Here is a 16,246-nt window from a genome sequence, read left to right on the forward strand (position 1 = left end):
TAAAAAATGCAACACTATGAAATTAAATAAAATAAAGAATACGTGTAGAACGCTATCGGCCATAGCCCTTTTAGGTTCAACACTATGCACCTCGTGTATATCCGAAGATATCAACCGGAACCCGTTGCTCCCGACAAAAGAAGACGAAAAGATGGACGGAGTTATTTACGGGGCCTACCTGCCTAATCTTGAGAAAAGTGTAATCCCCGTCGGCACCGCTTCAGAAAGCACAGAACCGGTAAACCGCTATCAGATCGGAGTAAATCTGGCCGGTGATGCCTGGGCGGGATACATGTCTCCCCGCGACAACAAATTTAACGGCAGCAAGAACTTCACCAACTACTTCATGTACGAAAACTGGGTGAACTATGTGTATTCTTTTATGGTGACGGATGTTTATTCGCCATGGATGCAGATAAAACGCATCTCGCAGGATGAAGGAACAAGAAATGACGAGATTTATGCCTTAGCCCAGATCATTAAGATCGCGGCTCTGCACCGCACTACGGATATGTTTGGCCCGATTCCCTACTCACAAGTGGGCAAAGGTTCTTTTAAAGTGGCATACGACTCCCAGGAAAGCGTATACCGCTCTTTTCTGAAAGAGCTGGAAGAGGCTGTCCAAACCTTGGACGATTACTCGAATAAGAGCAAAGAAGTATTGCCTGCCTTCGACATTGTTTATAACGGCGATGTCAATAAATGGATGCGCTTTGCCAATTCGCTGATGCTTCGCCTGGCCATCCGTGTCCGCTTTGCCGATGCGGGACTTGCCAAAGAATATGCGGAGAAAGCCGTGAAACATCCCGCAGGCCTGATCGACAGCAAAGAACTGGCAGCCCAGATGGGTAAAGGGGCCGGCCTGCAAATGAAGAATCCGCTGAAAGTGATTAATGAAGAATACAATGACACCCGCATGGGAGCCACCATCTATTCTTATCTGGCAGGATATAATGACGCCCGTGCTTCCGTATACTTTGTCAACAACAATGGCTTCAAGGCCGTACGGTGCGGAATCGCCAAGTCCGGAGACGCTTACAACGGGTTCACACGCCCCAACGTGCATGAAGACGATCCCCTCTATTGGATGAAAGCGTCCGAAGTATGCTTCTTGAAAGCCGAAGGAGCATTGGCCGGATTCGATATGGGCGGCAGTGCCGGTGACTTCTACAACGCAGGCATCCGTATGTCGTTCAGCGAAAATGGACTGAGCAATTCATCGGCCGAGAACTATCTGAAGGATCACACCCGTAAACCGGCCAACTATACCGACACCGCCAATGGTGAGTTAAGTGCAAACGCTCCAAGCAGCATCACTATCCGCTGGGAAAACGGAGCTACGGAAGAAGAAAAGCTGGAACGTATCATCACTCAAAAATATCTCGCCATCTTCCCCAACGGACAGGAAGCATGGACAGAGTGGAGACGTACCGGATATCCCCGCCAAATAGTCGTTGCCGAAAACAAAACGAACTCCGCGGTATTGATCGGAAACGGATACGATGTGGGAGGTGTAAGAAGAATGCCCTATCCCCGCACCGAGTATGAACAAAACAGCGAAAACCTGCACAATGCCATCAACCAGCATTTAGGAGGAGCAGACAATGCCGCCGCTAAAGTGTGGTGGGACAAAAAAAGCAAATAGTAATGAACCTGAAAATTAAAGAAACATGAATATGAGAAATACCATTTTTGCATTTATCGGAACGGCACTCTTAGTAAGCTTTGCCGCATGCGATGACTGGACCTCACCGGAGAAACTTGATGTGGAAAACGAAGCCGTGGGCGATCTTTATTCCAAACGGGACTCCGTAAAATGGGCTGAAGAAGATAAAAGACATAAAGAGAATGAAGTTGCCTACGAAAAATATCTGGAAAACCTGAGAGCTTACAAAAGCACCAAACACCCCATTATGTTCGGGTGGTTCAATGCCTGGCAACCGGACGGAGCGGGAAAATATCCCCGGCTGTCTCTTTTACCGGACAGTATGGACGTTGTTTCGATATGGGGAAACTGGCACTCTTTGAGCGAAGAAAAAATCAAAGAGCTGCGGAGTGTGCAGGCCAAAGGAACCAAAGTCATTATCGGCTGGATTATAGAAGACATAGGTGACCAGATAAAATGGGGACGCGACCAATGGCCCGCCGACGACACACAAGCCATCAAAGAGTATGCGCAAGCCATCGTAGATACAATCAATAAATATGGTTACGACGGATTCGACTATGACTATGAACCCTCGTACGCATCGCCGTTCAAGCCGGGCAACCATTGCGGTAATTTGACTTCTTGCTCACGCGATTATAATAAAGAGAAAGAAATCTTGTTTATGAAGACCATGCGCGAGCTGCTGGGACCGGACAAACTGTTTCATCTGAACGGCTCTATCCATTGGCTGGACCCGCGTGCGGCACAGTATTTCGACCGTTTTGTCGTTCAATCTTACAGCGGTTCGGCTTCCAGTTTCGAGAGATGGTCCAATGATATCCAAAACCGGTTGAATATCAAACCCGAACAGATCATTTTTACGGAAAGTTTTCAGAACAAGCCCGGTGCACGAAGCAGATTTCCGGGCACATACGCCGGTTATGTGGCTTCCAAACAAGGCAATGTGGGAGGAATCGGAGTTTTTCATATTAACGAAGACGCATTTGAAGACGAAGCTTATGTTAATATCAGAAAAGCAATATCGATCATGAATCCTCCCGTAAAATAATTAACCTAAAAACAGTTTGAAACATGAAATGTAACGTATCTTACAAATATCTGTTTATTGCGATCGGCATACTTTGCCCGTTCTTTTCTGCCTGTGACTATGCCGACGGAGAAGGTTCAGGCTCGGAAAACGCAGTATACATGGAAACACCCGATAATAAAGGCATCGTCAACTTCACTTTAGAGCCCGATGGCGGAACAACCTATCTGACACCCCGACTGGCCAATATCAGCCAAAGCCCGGTGACCATACAAGTGAGTTATGATAAAGAGGCTTTGGACAAATACAACAAAGCCAACGGAGCCTCGTATGAGCCCCTGCCTCCCTCCGCTTTTAAACTGGCAGATGCAGAGGGAAACGAGCTATCCGGCTCCGAAGGCATACGGGTACCCGCCGGTGACTTTTCAGCAAAAATAATGGTGAAAGTGGGACAACTGGATTCCAAGGATTTCCCCGCCAACAAGAAATATGCAATTCCTCTTAGTATCACGGGGGCTTCCAAATATTCGCTGATTCCCTCACAACGCAGTGCGGTCTTGCTCCTGAATCGCTCCATCCTTTCGTCAGTAGCCAAAGTCAGCGGTGGAGAAGGTATCCGGATAAAACCTGCCGGAATGCACACAAAGGCTGAATGGACCATTCAAATGAGTGCCATCTATTCAAGCCTGACCCGCAGCAACCTGACCACAGCCTATCTAAGCAACGGAACAGGAGGAGAATTCTATACCCGTATTTCATCTACCGCCGGTATACAAGTGAAAAACGGACGCGACGGGGACGACACATGGACTCAAATACCCCTGCAAGCGGGTAAATGGTTGCATATCACCTATGTGCACAAGGATAAAAAAACGACAGTCTATGTCAACGGAAAAGTCCAGAAGGTTTTCGAGAACAGTGCCATCACCTTTGGTGAAAACAGCATGATCATAGTCGGAAACTCCGGTTACCGAAACGACTATCTGCGAGAAATACGCTTATGGGATAAGGCGTTGACAGAATCGGAAATCAACGATTACTTATACCTCCCGATGGATCCGGAAACACCACATCTCATTTCGTATCTGCCACTGAGCAAAGAGACGGGGATCAAGGACCTGAAAGCTCCCGCCGATATGGAGAATGTGACCACGAAAGCCCGTATTGAATATGTGGAAAACGTTAAATTTCCGGCAGATGAATTAGTAATTGTAAATCAAGAATAAAAAAGAGTTCAGAATGAAAAGAAGAATAAAATCCACCCCAAGCATTTTATGGGTTCTATTGCTCGTCTTGTCGGCATCGTGCAGTAAAGATGAAATACAGATAGTAGATCAGGATACAAGTTGGCAAATGGACAATAAGTATATCGAAGAAGATATCCGTGAGCAACTCGGCATCGATCCGTTCACTGATCTGGTGTACCTGGGATACTATGGCAAGCCTTATATACAGCTGGAAGCAACCAACGACCTGGTAAGTACCACCCTGGTAGGAAAGAACGAACTTTCGTTCAAAGTAAAAGTGACAAAGCCCTACAAAGAAGATATCCAGGTCAATCTTATCAAAGAAGACAAATTGATGGCCGATTTTCCTGAAATGGTGGAAGGTATCCCCCTCTTTCCGAACGAAAGCTGCACCTTTGAGGGTAGTGTGCTGAAAGCGGGTGAACTGGAAACGACAGTCAAACTGACTCTCAAGGATGTTGAGAAGTTAAACAACCTATCGGGTTATGTGATGGCAATAAAGCTGACGATGGAAGGATCGCATGAACATTTGGCAATCGCCCGGACCCGCTCGGCATACTTTGTGAAACTAAATCTTTCTATACGCCTGGACAATATCGATTCAAGCAATAAAAAGATCGAAGGAAAAGGCTTCAACAAAGAAATCGGGTTTAAATCGGATATACGACCGGAGAAATTAGGTTCGCTAAACGATGGTAACTTTACAGCCAACAACTGGTATACCTCCAACGCCCACAATTATCTGACGATTATTCTGCCGGAAAAACAGTTACTCAAAGGGTTCAGGCTGGACACCAACAAATCGACAAGCGGCTCGTATATGCTTAAATCCTGTAGAGTGATGGTTGAAACACCGGACGGAAATTGGGTGAACCATGGAGTATTCGACCGTAAGGTCATGGATGGAATTGCTTATATAAGCTTTAAAAAACCGGTGGAATGTACTAAAGTACGTTTCGAGAATATGATGGCCTTCAATGGCAGATTTTCCGTTGATGTAAATGAAGTCACAGCTTTCCGGTAAAGCAAGATTTCATTACTTTTTATTCACACCGTGAAGGGGCGGGACTGTTAATTCATAAGTCCCGCCCCTTCCTTAAAACCATGTGACAGCACATTAATATACAAACAGGTGAAGCTGTACCCTTCTCCATATTATGCCTCTAAATGCATTTCATATCCCTTACTATCTTTAGTGAAAATGGTCTGCCATTGATCCGGCCTGATCGTCCGGCTGAGATAGTTCTCCTTCGGGAACAGCCTCAGCTACTTCACGTTCGATAATCTCTCCGATCCGTTTTCTGTTTTTGCGCAACAGATCATAAATCTCATTTTCATCAAAGCTATCCTCAAATATAATGGGATATTTTTCCACATCTTCGCTGTCACCCATACAAACAAGAATACGCAGCTCGCTACAATGACCGTAAGATATTATGGCACTGTATTCTTTTAAAAGTTCAGCCAGTTTGGTGAAGAAATCAATTTCTTTAGTTGTCAGTAGTCCGATCATAGTGTGTAATAGGATTGTTGTTATTTCAATAGCCGTAAAATAAGCGCAAAACAGTTGATTCTGCAAGCATATACGTATTCCTTATATTCTATTTTCAAACAAAGTAATATTCATTTTATTCATCTTATTCCATTTTTTTCGTATATTTGCTTCGAACGGAACATTTTAACGGAAATCGTTGTTCAAAAAGCAAAAAGAACATGGAAACAGAAGAAGAAATACAGAATGTAAATGTCCATCACGGACATAACATAAGGCGTACCCGGATCGAGAAAAACATCAAGCAGGACGCATTGGCAGCACTCGTAAACATGACGCAACCGAATGTATCCAAATACGAGAAGATGCGGGTGATTGAGGATGAAATGCTAAATAGATTCGCAAGGGCGCTGAATGTGCCGGTGGAATATCTGAAAACGCTGGAAGAGGATGCACCTTCTGTGGTATTTGAGAATATCACAAATAATGTGCATGACAATAAAGATAGCTCAATGGGATCTACAGGATATAACAACGATATTATAACTAACACTTTTAATCCGATTGATAAAATCACCGAACTCTACGAGCGTCTTCTCAAAGAGAAAGATGAAAAATATGCCGCACTTGAAAAACGGATTCAAAGTCTGGAACAGCAAAATAACAGCGGAAAGTAATTCCGCAAACATATCTCTCCATATAAATGGGTGTAGCCATCCGACACTTAGGGTGTAGCCATACCGGGGTTAGGGTGTAGCTATCCGTCCCGGATGGCTACACCCTAATTATTATGTGCAAGTTCCATCGGGGCGGGCATCCCTCACCCGTTTCTCCGGACAATTCTTCGATCCGGGTATATTCCACATGACATTGCTACATATGACAGCTTCAGCTTGAACCTGTCAAAATCACCTTTTAATAAGGAAAGAAGATCCCCAGGCCTTTAATATGAAGTGGTAATATGTTTCTGCGCTTTATTAGAAACATAAAATTTCTAACCAGCAATAAAAGTATAACTTCCTCTAATCTGCAAGGACGACTACAATACCGGACATGGTTATCTGGATATATTAGACTTACTGACATAGGGTTGTCATAGAAGTTGTTATTTTTGCACCATTAAGCATTCAACGTTGATTTTGGATGATTTTAGGTTGCTAATACCAAGTACCCGACAATAATAAATTTAATATAACTAAATATGAAAAGATTATTTTTATGCTCATCTTTTGCCGATGTAGCCAATCTGCTTATTGATTTTGCTAATGAGGATTTAAAAGGAAAAATTATAGCTTTTATACCAACTGCAAGCCTTACAGAATCAATACGATTCTATGTAAAAACAGGAAAAAAAGCTCTTGAAAAAGTAGGAATGATTGTTGAAGAAGTTGAGATTACCCAATTTTCCAATGAAGAAATATCTTCTATATTACACAAATGTGATTATATCTATATAACAGGTGGAAATACATTCTTCCTTCTGCAAGAGTTAAAAAGAAAAGGTGTTGATAAAATCATATCCGAACAAGTTAAATCGGGAAAACTGTATATTGGGGAGTCTGCTGGAGCAATAATAGCATCTCCCGATACAGAGTATATGAAGAATGTAAACTTTGACCCAATAGAAAAAGCTCCTGAATTGGAGGACTATTCTTCTTTAGGTTTGGTTGATTTTTATACAATTCCCCATTATGGTAATTTCCCATTCAAGAAAAAAGGTGAAAAAGTAATTCAGCTATATAATGAAAAGTTGCAGCTTATCCCAATAAGTAATAAACAAGCAATTTTTATTGAAGACTCAAATATCCAAATTAAAGATGCAAGATGAATAGGATAGACCGTATTTCTGCTATATTGATTCAATTGCAATCGCATTCGTTAGTGAAAGCACAACAGATTTCAGAGCGTTTTGAAATAAGTATTCGTACTGTATACCGGGATATAAGAACATTGGAAGAGGCAGGAATTCCGATTATTGGAAATCCCGGTATTGGTTATTCACTGGCAGAAGGATTCAAATTGCCCCCGCTAATGTTTACTCAAAAAGAAGCCTTGTCCTTTTTAATTGCAGAGAAATTAGTACATGAACTAACTGATTCAAACAGTAATGAACATTACAAGTCGGGCATAGAAAAGATAAAGTCTGTGATGCGCTTTGTAGATAAAAAGATGTTGGAAACAATGGAAGAATGCCTGTCTGTCTTAAATACTTATAAATCATCTGCGTATAAGCCAGACATTCTTTTACTAATATTGCAAAGTATATATCAAAAGAGAATTGTTGAAATGTCTTATTTTACAGGTACTACATTAAGTGTTTCAGAACGAAAGGTTGAACCTATTGGAATTTTCTTTTCGAGAACTAACTGGTATCTGATAGGGTTTTGTCTTCAAAAAGAAGCCTATCTTACATTTCGTATAGATAGAATTCAAGAAATACACATTCTTAATGAATTTCAATCACGAGAACATCCACCTTTTAAAAAGTTCTTGGATGAGTTTTACGACAAAGAAAAGTTATATGAAGTTGTCATAAGAATAGAAAAAGATAAAACATCCATGATAAATGATGATAAATATTACTACGGATTGACATCCGAAAAAGAAATAGACAATATGATTGAGTACCGTTTTATTACTTTTTCAATCAGTAAATTTGCACATTGGTATTTGTCTTTCGCAGATGTTGCTACAATAATAACGCCAAATTCTTTAAAACATGAAGTTAAAAATATTATCAATAACATCTCTATTTGATAGCAATCAGCTGTTCCTGATGACAAACAGGTGATGAACCGGTTACGGAACGGTGACTTCAGCAACAAGATTGGGCATTGCCAAACGAAAGATCAATAGATTTGGAGAAGTGTTTGAGAGCAGATGTCAAAGTGCCAAAATGTCAAAATGATAATCCAATGGCTCTATATCCCGTTCTTTCGGACACGTCTCTGATGAAGTTCGGAAAAACGGCTCACAGACGATTCCCCGATTATCGTTTCAACAGGTCATTCAGCTGCTTCCTTATCAAATAGAAACAATAAAGGAGTATTATCCGCCGTAATCTCCTTGTTAGAGTAGAATACCATTCTTTTACACACTTCGGACAGGATACTTCCCGGCGAGCAACGGGAAGAAAATCCGTGCTCTTATCGCCCGATTTGCATAACAATATATGTAATCTGCCAAAACATTAGGAGATATTTAAAAAAGAAGTAAGCAAATTGGGAAAATGTAACCGTCTTTCGAAGCAAATGCTTACTTGTTTTGGGGTAAATGCTTACTTGTTTTCCGGAAAAGCAAGGCTCTACCGACTCAAAAGAGCGGTTCTTCGCCTCCGGAAGTTACTTGATATGCTTCTTTTCCCTCCGGTTCATCCGGAAAAAAAACTGGGAGAGTCAGAGGAAAGAGGTATTTCACACCTTTTTGATAGTTTAATAGGATAATAGAGAACAAAACGTTTTACCTGCCACAAAGCATACAAAGGGCACAAAGGCTTATTTATAAATAAAACCTCCATGCCCTCTGTGTACTCTGTAGTGAAAAAGGGATCTCGCAACGATTCCTGTTTTACACTATTTTTTCTTTCCCGTTCCTTTGCCGGAATGGATATCGCCAGCACTGCCGGATGCAGCAGCTTTTTCCTTTACTTTGTCCTCAGACATCAGATGCCTGTTCTTTTCATATTCTTCATGGATCTGCACTTCCCGGCTCTCCATGTCCTTCTTCAATTGCCTGTCTCTATTCATACTTTCTACGTTTTAAAGATTGGCAATATGACAAATCCGGAAGAAGAAAGTTTGGAGGTTTAAGGAAGTTTAGGAGTAACCGGACTGCTTTTCATCGACCTTCCTTACTGAACCAGGCCGATCCGGACTTTATAATTTCCGGAAGTAAGTTCCGCTCCCGATTCCTGAAGGATGGAACGCGCTTCGGAAGTCATTGTTTCTCCATCGGCATTGGTGGCGGTAAGCGTATAACTTAAATGGGCTCCACCGGTCGGGACATTAAAATAAAGAAGGTCTGTCACATTACCTGCCAGGCTTGCCTGACGTCCTGTAGGACTACTTACGGTAATGGAGAAGTCTGTAAAGTTTGCCATAAATTCATCCGAACACTCAACGCCAACCCCGATATTAATTTGGGGCGCTTTCACCGAAATCAGAGTTACATCCTCTGATACAATGGCGAAAGGGTAGTCGACGCTGTAAGTGGGTGTGCCCGATTCATTGTCCGACGCCTCGGTCTGATCGGGCGTAAAAGCCTTCAGGGTATATTCACCAACCGGAAGAACGATTCTTTTGGAAAGTTCCGCAGCTCCCGGATCGTAACTACGGACACACTCAGAACCTTGCCAGATTTCAAGCTTAAGTCCGGCATCGACGGCACGAGTAATGGGAAGCGTTTCGGTATCACAAGTGAGGGTGATGTTTTCTACGCGGAGATAACCGACAGAGTGATCGGGAGTAGTTTGCTCGCTACAAGAGGCTGTAGCAAGCAAAAGGAGAAAGAGGTATATATAGGTTTTCATATTTATTTGTCGTAAATTAGTTCCACATCGTCGATGAATAGTTCGTTTCCACGGAATGTCGCATCAGCAGTCTTATCTGTAGTACTCCATTTTCCTATAAATCCTTTAAGATCATCAACTGATAATGGTTCTTTAGTACCAGACTTAAACAGAACCAATAATTTGTTAGGAACAAGCCTTATCTTATCTAAATCTTCAGAATAATTGATCATTAACTTATTGTATTGATAAGAATCAATCGCACCCGTTGTAAAAGAATTCTCACCGAGAATTATATCATCATGAAGTAATTGTACTTTTATCAAAGAGACATCATTTCCTTTATTTGAAATACATTTATACCAAACACCTAAGGCTGTTGGACGGGAATTGAAACGAATGCCATACTCTCTATTTCCATCATCATCAGCATTTGTACCTAAATACAATTCACTATGCATAGCAGCTTTAGGCTTAGCAAAACCTCCCATTACATAACCAAGAGTAATTACTCTAACACCTTTACCCATATGTCCATCATCGGTTGGACGACAGCCAGAGCGTGAATTAAATGAATATGCAGTTATTCCACTTGGAGTTGAAATCCTATTTAAAGTAGCCCAGCCATCCCAACCATAAACAGTTCCACGAGATATGCCACTATCATCTCCAGCCAAAACTGTAGCACCCTCCAAACTCCCATTCTCCAGCATCGTCTGAGGATACGTTTTCACCTCCACTTTCTCTCCCGGCACCTCTCCCCTATATTTCGCTCTCACATAATAAGAGGTTCCCGGACTCAGCCCTGCCTTTCGCAAATCTCCGGGCATCGCCTCCCAACTATTACCATCGGCACTAAATTCGTAAGCAATATCGGTAAACTTATCCAAGTTACCGGTTTTCACACTATCGGCAGTAAGTGTATTCAAAGTAAACTCTTTCGTCCAAACATTACCCGGATAATAACCAACCTTAAAGACGGGTTTCACAGTCCGGATGGTATACATCCCGGCATCACTCCAACGGTCATTTGCTTTTACGCGAACGGCTATTATATTATCCGTATCCTGTCCTCCATCGTGAGTCAACATGCCGGGAGTCACTCCCGCAAAGTCGATAACTCCCTCAGTACTTCCTGCTGCCAGGTCGGGCAACACAATATTCACAGCAGCCAAAGCCCGCCGATCTTCTTCGGAAAGCTCCGACAGCAGATATGTCTTATTCAGATGTTCCAAATGCTTATCCGCAAAGTTGAGGGCAAACTCCACATCCTGAACCGGACGCAAAGCAGTATACGAAACGCCGGCTCTCGACAAAGCGTCCGCTGTTTCCGTATAAGTCAGCACATGATTTTCATCGAAATCCTCACTGAAGACCTTAGCTTTCGGCAACCAACTGTCGGGTACGGTTTCATTGATAGTGACAGGTTCCTGCCGGGCTTCCGTAGTGACCTCAAAACCAACATTGGAAGCTTTCATGGAGAGCTTATAATTATACTTAACGCCCGCTTTCACTGTCTCGATCGGATTCAAAGCATAACTTCCCTCCTGCCCTGTTTCTACGGAAGTGCCGATCAACGCCATCGTCACCCGGCCTCCGGCTTTGAAGTAGGGATGTGTGACATCTCCCGGTTTCCACGTAACCGACTCACCGCCTACGGTAACTTTTACGTAATAATCTTTCAGGCGTTTATCGAAAGCCTCCCGATTCACAATCTCAAAAGTAGCCAGCGCATTGGCTACCTTACAGCCAACGCTTACCGTTGTTGCCTTACCTTTCTCGATAGCGATGTCTTGGACTTCTCCATAATAATAGGGTGCATCCAACTCTAATGCCGGATTCTCTCCAAGATAAGCCTTCAGTTGATAACTGCCTACCTTGAATACCCTTTGATCTCCGAAATCTTTCAATGCACCTTTGTATTCGGGCACGATTGTCCCATCTCTGTCACGCAGCAACTCAATCGTAAACTGCTGCCGCAATTCATCCGACAGTGCATCCGGCAAAGTCCGGGTAACCGCTGCTCCGTCCGTCAATACTATATTCAGGCTGCCGTTAGGCATCGTTTCTATTTCTTCCTGACACGACAGGAAAAAGAACAAACAACACACTAAAGATAAAACAGATTTATGCATAACTCCCTTTCTTATTCATACAATAATTCAAATTCATCTACCCACAGTTCACTACCTACACCTACCGAACCGGTCACTTTCATTCCGGTAAAGTCGCCTCCGTAATGGCTCGAAGTGGCAACAATCGTTATCTTGGCGGGCTTCGCCGTTTTATTGGAGTAAGTCACATCGAACCGGAACTGAGTGTACTTGGTCACTGTCTCCTTTCCGACAAACTCTCCGTAACCGATCTCGTTATCTTTATCGTCCCACAAACGGAGATAGATATGGCATTCATCGTTTTTCAAGTTATCCGGATTGCCTACATAATCAACCGGTTTAGAAGTATATTTATACCATCCTTTCAATCCGGTGGGACGGGCTCCCGTAAACGAACGTCCAAACTTGGGACTATCCTTGGGGCTTTGAGCATTCGTTTTATAATCACCGATGAACAAGTTGCCGGCAGCAACCCCTACCAATGGCACACTGCCCAAAGTAACCATATAAGCGGCTTTCCCGCTTACCGCCTCTTTCTCTTCAGGGCGGGTGCTCGAATCACGGCTGCCTGCCAACGAAGAGGTCACTCCGTCGTTTCCGGTTGCCCAATAGGAATTCGCTCCGTCAGAGTTCGGATACCAACTCTTCTTAAAGGTTCCTGTGGGATTCTGCGACCAGGTATCGAAGTTTAAGTTGGGTATTTCTTGTATCTTTTCGGTTGTGAACGCGGCTTCCGTACTGGGAATTTCTTCGACTACTACCCGCCAAACGTAGTCGGTGCCATCTTGCAACCCGGTCAGTGTCGTACTGAAAGTAGTACCACTTTCCAGTTTCACATCTGCCTCGGGTACAACGCTCCAGGTATCTTCCGACTTCTTCCTGTATTCCACACGGGGAGTGGTTCCCTGCTTCATGCCCCCATCCAGAGTGGCACGTGTGGCCCATACATCGGCACTGCCCGTAGTACCTGTCGATGTGGTACGCACCACATCGACCGTCCATAGCTCTTCTTTATCGAAACGGCTGACAACAAACTCTTGCGGTCTGCGGAAATTGGTTACGGTGGACGGATCGGGGGTGATGGTAGCCTTACTGCCTCCCAGAATCATCTTTGTTATCTTGACAGCAGACAAATCCTGTTTCTGCGAGACATACACCAATACCGTGTGATTCTTATCATCGATGATGGCAGGCAAGGCCTGGTTCTCGACTTCGACTACCCGCTCGATGGTCTGACGGACGGTTATCATCCACTGATAATCCTGATAGGTACGCAGCAGAACAGGAACGGTCTTACTGAAATCGACCCGTGTATCTGCTCCTGCCGGCAAGTCGGCTAAAGCAGAAAAGCCGGCCGAAGGAAATTTATTGGGGCTGACACAGTATTGTTCGTCTACGCTGTAAGTGGCTTCTTCGTTCACAACGAACCTGATAATACGCAATTCTTCTATATCGACTTCATCACCTACTTCGACTGCGATGGTGCGGCTGTTCTTGTTTATCTCGGCATCACCGGTCTGCCCTTCTACTTCGAAAGCTGTAATTTCGCCTTTGATGTAAGGGTAAGGAATGTCATTCTGTATGCAAGCACCCAGAGCAAAGACCGACAGAAACAGGAATAGATAAATTTGTAAACTCTTCATTTCTCAAAACACTGCTTAAGTTAGAAATACATCGTCATTCCGAGATTAATCGAGAATAAGTCTATCTTGAAATTACCACTTGCACTATGACGGGAAGCTTTGTTTACCTGATTGTGTATCTGATCGACCCATTTATAACTGAATCCCATCACTCCTACCGAAACTTCTACCGAAGCAAAATCGGATACGAATGCCGCCAATCCGGGAGCTGCACCGATCTCAAACGTGTGAGAACGCTGATAGTATCCCGTCAAGTCGTTACCCGTACCATTGGAATGTTTCCCTTGCCCGTAAGCATAAGTCAGACGCACTTCATTGAAGAAACCGAACACTTTGCTGCTGCCCAGCCCCATATAGGTACGCAGAAATCCGGATGCGGAATAGTTATGCTCCAGATACATATCGTCTTTGATGTGGAACGAAAGATCATCGCCCAGATTAATGTCTACGTTTCCTATATTGAAGTAGGTACGAGAGTAAGTGAACCTGCCTCCCGCTGCCATATTGTCGGCAAAGAAGTATCCTCCGAAGGGACTCAAACGGAATGTATAACCTTTGGCATCGATATTTGCCAATACCAAAAACTGGTATTGATCAGCACTCTGCTCCGAATACGAAACTGTAGAACCCATAAACCATTGCCCTTTCGGGACAAACACACTCTTCACGATTCCACGGTCAAACTTCTTCTTTGCCTGGACCAGTACCGGACAAAGAAGAAGTAGAAATATAATTATTTTTTTCATTCGCTATGGATTAGTTGGCGGTAACAGGTGTACCGTACACCAATTCAAAATCATCAATCAACATGACACTGCTTTCGCTGCCGGTAAAGAAGTCACCATATTTACTTGCAGAAGCAACAACGATAATATATTTGGGTTTACGGGTCAAATCACGATATTGCAGATCAATCGTAAACTGCTTCCAGACTACATTTCCGCTTTCATCGAAAGAACCTTTGGACTCTTCATCGGTAATGGAACCGTAGGCTATGACATCTTTATTGGCTTCGGAAAGATCGACCGTATAACGCGTGGGACTGCCTTCTTTGTTATTGTTGACTTCATAAGCTGTCTTCACTCCATTATCATCAACCAAACCTTCATTGTCAGTCAAAGCAATATAGATAGCACATTTATCACCACCCGAGTTTTTCAATTCCTCCACATTATGATCTCCACGATCTATACTGGTCCCACGAGTGTATTTGTACCATCCCTTCAGTTGCGTAGGACGTGACGTAAACTCACGACCAAAACGTATACGTGCTCCCATCGGGCTTGTATACGTTTCCATATAACGCCCGATATAGATGTTACCGGCAGCAAATTTTCCGATACCAAACACTCCCACAAATTGCGAAGACAATTTGGCCGATTTACCACCTACGGTATGTACATCGTTGCTTTCTCCGATACTTGGATTTTTACTCATGGTAGCTGCTCCCACATTACCGGTATCCCAATACGAATTCTTTGCAGAAGCCTCAGCCGCAGTTCCCGGGAACCAAGTTTTTCCATTCTGATTCCATTCATCAAAACTTCCATTTTCCAGTTGTTTCTGAAGTTCGGTGGTCGCAGTCGTTATTTTTCCGTTTACTCCATTTATTGCAAAACAGAAATCATACTCCGTACCGGGAATCAGACCGGTTATGGTTGCAACAAGCTTTCCATCGGCCTGTTCAACATTGGACACCGTATTCCAATCTTCCGTTCCGGAAATGCGATATTTACACTCTTTGGTAACAACACCGTCAGGAAGAGGAAGAGTTACGTCTGCAAAATCAGACCAGACATTTACACTCGGATTACTTTCTTTAGGAATGGAAATATTCACATTATACTCTTTGGTAGAAGGATCTAAAGTAACAGATACACCACCAATAGCACCATTGGCCTTCATAGTATAGTTAATACGGTAGTGCTGACGTTCTTTTACATCTGTAATCGGTTCGGATTCAAAAACAAAAGAACGCCCATCCGTATTTGTCAATGCCAACGAAATATTCAGATTATCCACCGCAAAATATCCGGAACGTGTTTCATCCTTACCAAAAACCAGTTTACCGGAAGAATTACCCACAGAACAGCTCAGTTTCGAAAAATACTTCTTCACATCAGCACTGTAATTGACTGTCACTTTCACATTAGCCAAACGACACTCTATATTCACATTCTGATTTACTTTCGGAACAACCGTTACTTCGGTCTGTCCCCAATAATAAGGTTCGTCAAATCCGGCCGTCGCCACATCAACCCCTTTTGAGAAAGCATTAATGGTATAGGAGCCTAATGGCAATTCAAGAGGAGTAGATGTCCAGTTATGCCAGTCATCAGTCTCTTTCACAACAGTCCCTGCTCTGTCAACTACCTGCAAGGCAATCGGCAACTCTTCTGCTCTTGTTGCCGGAACTAAAATCGTACTTGTATTCTTCTCCACGGAAAACTGGAGAAATCCGGTCTTACCATTGGAAGTCTCCTCTTGTTGGCATGATGCCATCACAAGAGTAAAGACAGAGACGAACAAATATATATATCTTTTCAT

14 protein-coding genes are annotated in these 16,246 nt (G+C 43.3%); 7 read left to right on the plus strand and 7 right to left on the minus strand.

The features are described from left to right. The first annotated feature begins 16 nt into the window (after nt 1-16). Genes DBK98_RS21900 through DBK98_RS21915 form a run of 4 tightly spaced genes read left to right on the plus strand, consistent with a single transcriptional unit; the run spans nt 17 to nt 4,967 of the window. On the plus strand, nt 17-1,645 hold the full coding sequence (locus DBK98_RS21900) for a RagB/SusD family nutrient uptake outer membrane protein (RefSeq protein WP_032535460.1): 1,629 nt from the start codon (nt 17-19) through the stop codon (nt 1,643-1,645). A 31-nt stretch (nt 1,646-1,676) separates the two neighbouring features. Then, nucleotides 1,677-2,717 carry an endo-beta-N-acetylglucosaminidase family protein gene (locus tag DBK98_RS21905; protein ID WP_005808128.1) on the plus strand — a complete coding sequence of 347 codons (1,041 nt, stop codon included), beginning with the start codon at nt 1,677-1,679 and terminating at the stop codon, nt 2,715-2,717. A gap of 23 nt (nt 2,718-2,740) precedes the next feature. Beyond that, nucleotides 2,741-3,922, plus strand: a complete 1,182-nt coding sequence (locus DBK98_RS21910; protein WP_005808131.1) for a DUF1735 and LamG domain-containing protein — start codon at nt 2,741-2,743, stop codon at nt 3,920-3,922. Between the two features lie 13 nt (nt 3,923-3,935). Further along, entirely contained in the window at nt 3,936-4,967 is a 1,032-nt protein-coding gene (locus DBK98_RS21915; RefSeq protein WP_005781056.1) for a BT_3987 domain-containing protein, read from the plus strand. Nucleotides 4,968-5,135: 168 nt separating this feature from the next. On the opposite strand, the gene DBK98_RS21920 is transcribed toward DBK98_RS21915, so the two are convergent. Further along, entirely contained in the window at nt 5,136-5,456 is a 321-nt protein-coding gene (locus DBK98_RS21920; protein ID WP_005808132.1) for a hypothetical protein, read from the minus strand. A gap of 200 nt (nt 5,457-5,656) precedes the next feature. Here DBK98_RS21920 and DBK98_RS21925 point away from each other — a divergent pair, with 200 nt between their 5' ends. The 3 genes from DBK98_RS21925 (at nt 5,657) to DBK98_RS21935 (ending at nt 8,192) form a co-directional block, all read left to right on the plus strand. Then, entirely contained in the window at nt 5,657-6,112 is a 456-nt protein-coding gene (locus tag DBK98_RS21925) for a helix-turn-helix domain-containing protein (protein ID WP_005821551.1), read from the plus strand. Between the two features lie 524 nt (nt 6,113-6,636). After that, on the plus strand, nt 6,637-7,263 hold the full coding sequence (locus DBK98_RS21930; protein WP_005781062.1) for a Type 1 glutamine amidotransferase-like domain-containing protein: 627 nt from the start codon (nt 6,637-6,639) through the stop codon (nt 7,261-7,263). Beyond that, complete coding sequence (locus DBK98_RS21935) at nt 7,260-8,192, plus strand: YafY family protein (RefSeq protein WP_005781063.1); 933 nt, start codon at nt 7,260-7,262, stop codon at nt 8,190-8,192. Before DBK98_RS21930 ends, DBK98_RS21935 begins: the two co-directional genes overlap by 4 nt. Before the next feature lie 815 nt (nt 8,193-9,007). On the opposite strand, the gene DBK98_RS21940 is transcribed toward DBK98_RS21935, so the two are convergent. From DBK98_RS21940 to DBK98_RS21965, 6 genes are all read right to left on the minus strand, one after another. Continuing rightward, the gene (locus DBK98_RS21940) at nt 9,008-9,181 is read right to left on the minus strand and encodes a hypothetical protein (protein ID WP_005808137.1); all 174 of its coding nucleotides are present in this window, start codon (nt 9,179-9,181) and stop codon (nt 9,008-9,010) included. 104 nt (nt 9,182-9,285) lie between these two features. Beyond that, a complete protein-coding gene (locus DBK98_RS21945; RefSeq protein ID WP_033572588.1) occupies nt 9,286-9,963 on the minus strand; it encodes a DUF4493 domain-containing protein in 678 nt (225 codons plus the stop codon). Between the two features lie 2 nt (nt 9,964-9,965). Beyond that, a complete protein-coding gene (locus DBK98_RS21950) occupies nt 9,966-12,077 on the minus strand; it encodes a DUF4493 domain-containing protein (RefSeq protein ID WP_032535459.1) in 2,112 nt (703 codons plus the stop codon). Nucleotides 12,078-12,088: 11 nt separating this feature from the next. Beyond that, complete coding sequence (locus tag DBK98_RS21955; protein ID WP_005808144.1) at nt 12,089-13,699, minus strand: PCMD domain-containing protein; 1,611 nt, start codon at nt 13,697-13,699, stop codon at nt 12,089-12,091. Between the two features lie 20 nt (nt 13,700-13,719). Then, nucleotides 13,720-14,445, minus strand: a complete 726-nt coding sequence (locus DBK98_RS21960) for a hypothetical protein (protein WP_005781085.1) — start codon at nt 14,443-14,445, stop codon at nt 13,720-13,722. Between the two features lie 10 nt (nt 14,446-14,455). Then, entirely contained in the window at nt 14,456-16,246 is a 1,791-nt protein-coding gene (locus DBK98_RS21965) for a DUF4493 domain-containing protein (RefSeq protein WP_005808148.1), read from the minus strand.

The organism is Bacteroides sp. PHL 2737 (assembly GCF_004115325.2).
In the GTDB taxonomy this organism is placed as follows: domain Bacteria; phylum Bacteroidota; class Bacteroidia; order Bacteroidales; family Bacteroidaceae; genus Bacteroides; species Bacteroides hominis.

Excerpts from the sequence above, each read along its gene's own strand:
- DBK98_RS21900 (WP_032535460.1), top strand. The coding sequence starts at position 17 with ATGAAATTAAATAAAATAAAGAATACGTGTAGAACGCTATCGGCCATA.
- DBK98_RS21905 (WP_005808128.1), top strand. The coding sequence starts at position 1,677 with ATGAGAAATACCATTTTTGCATTTATCGGAACGGCACTCTTAGTAAGC.
- DBK98_RS21910 (WP_005808131.1), top strand. The coding sequence starts at position 2,741 with ATGAAATGTAACGTATCTTACAAATATCTGTTTATTGCGATCGGCATA.
- DBK98_RS21915 (WP_005781056.1), top strand. The coding sequence starts at position 3,936 with ATGAAAAGAAGAATAAAATCCACCCCAAGCATTTTATGGGTTCTATTG.
- DBK98_RS21920 (WP_005808132.1), bottom strand. The coding sequence starts at position 5,456 with ATGATCGGACTACTGACAACTAAAGAAATTGATTTCTTCACCAAACTG.
- DBK98_RS21925 (WP_005821551.1), top strand. The coding sequence starts at position 5,657 with ATGGAAACAGAAGAAGAAATACAGAATGTAAATGTCCATCACGGACAT.
- DBK98_RS21930 (WP_005781062.1), top strand. The coding sequence starts at position 6,637 with ATGAAAAGATTATTTTTATGCTCATCTTTTGCCGATGTAGCCAATCTG.
- DBK98_RS21935 (WP_005781063.1), top strand. The coding sequence starts at position 7,260 with ATGAATAGGATAGACCGTATTTCTGCTATATTGATTCAATTGCAATCG.
- DBK98_RS21940 (WP_005808137.1), bottom strand. The coding sequence starts at position 9,181 with ATGAATAGAGACAGGCAATTGAAGAAGGACATGGAGAGCCGGGAAGTG.
- DBK98_RS21945 (WP_033572588.1), bottom strand. The coding sequence starts at position 9,963 with ATGAAAACCTATATATACCTCTTTCTCCTTTTGCTTGCTACAGCCTCT.
- DBK98_RS21950 (WP_032535459.1), bottom strand. The coding sequence starts at position 12,077 with ATGCATAAATCTGTTTTATCTTTAGTGTGTTGTTTGTTCTTTTTCCTG.
- DBK98_RS21955 (WP_005808144.1), bottom strand. The coding sequence starts at position 13,699 with ATGAAGAGTTTACAAATTTATCTATTCCTGTTTCTGTCGGTCTTTGCT.
- DBK98_RS21960 (WP_005781085.1), bottom strand. The coding sequence starts at position 14,445 with ATGAAAAAAATAATTATATTTCTACTTCTTCTTTGTCCGGTACTGGTC.
- DBK98_RS21965 (WP_005808148.1), bottom strand. The coding sequence starts at position 16,246 with ATGAAAAGATATATATATTTGTTCGTCTCTGTCTTTACTCTTGTGATG.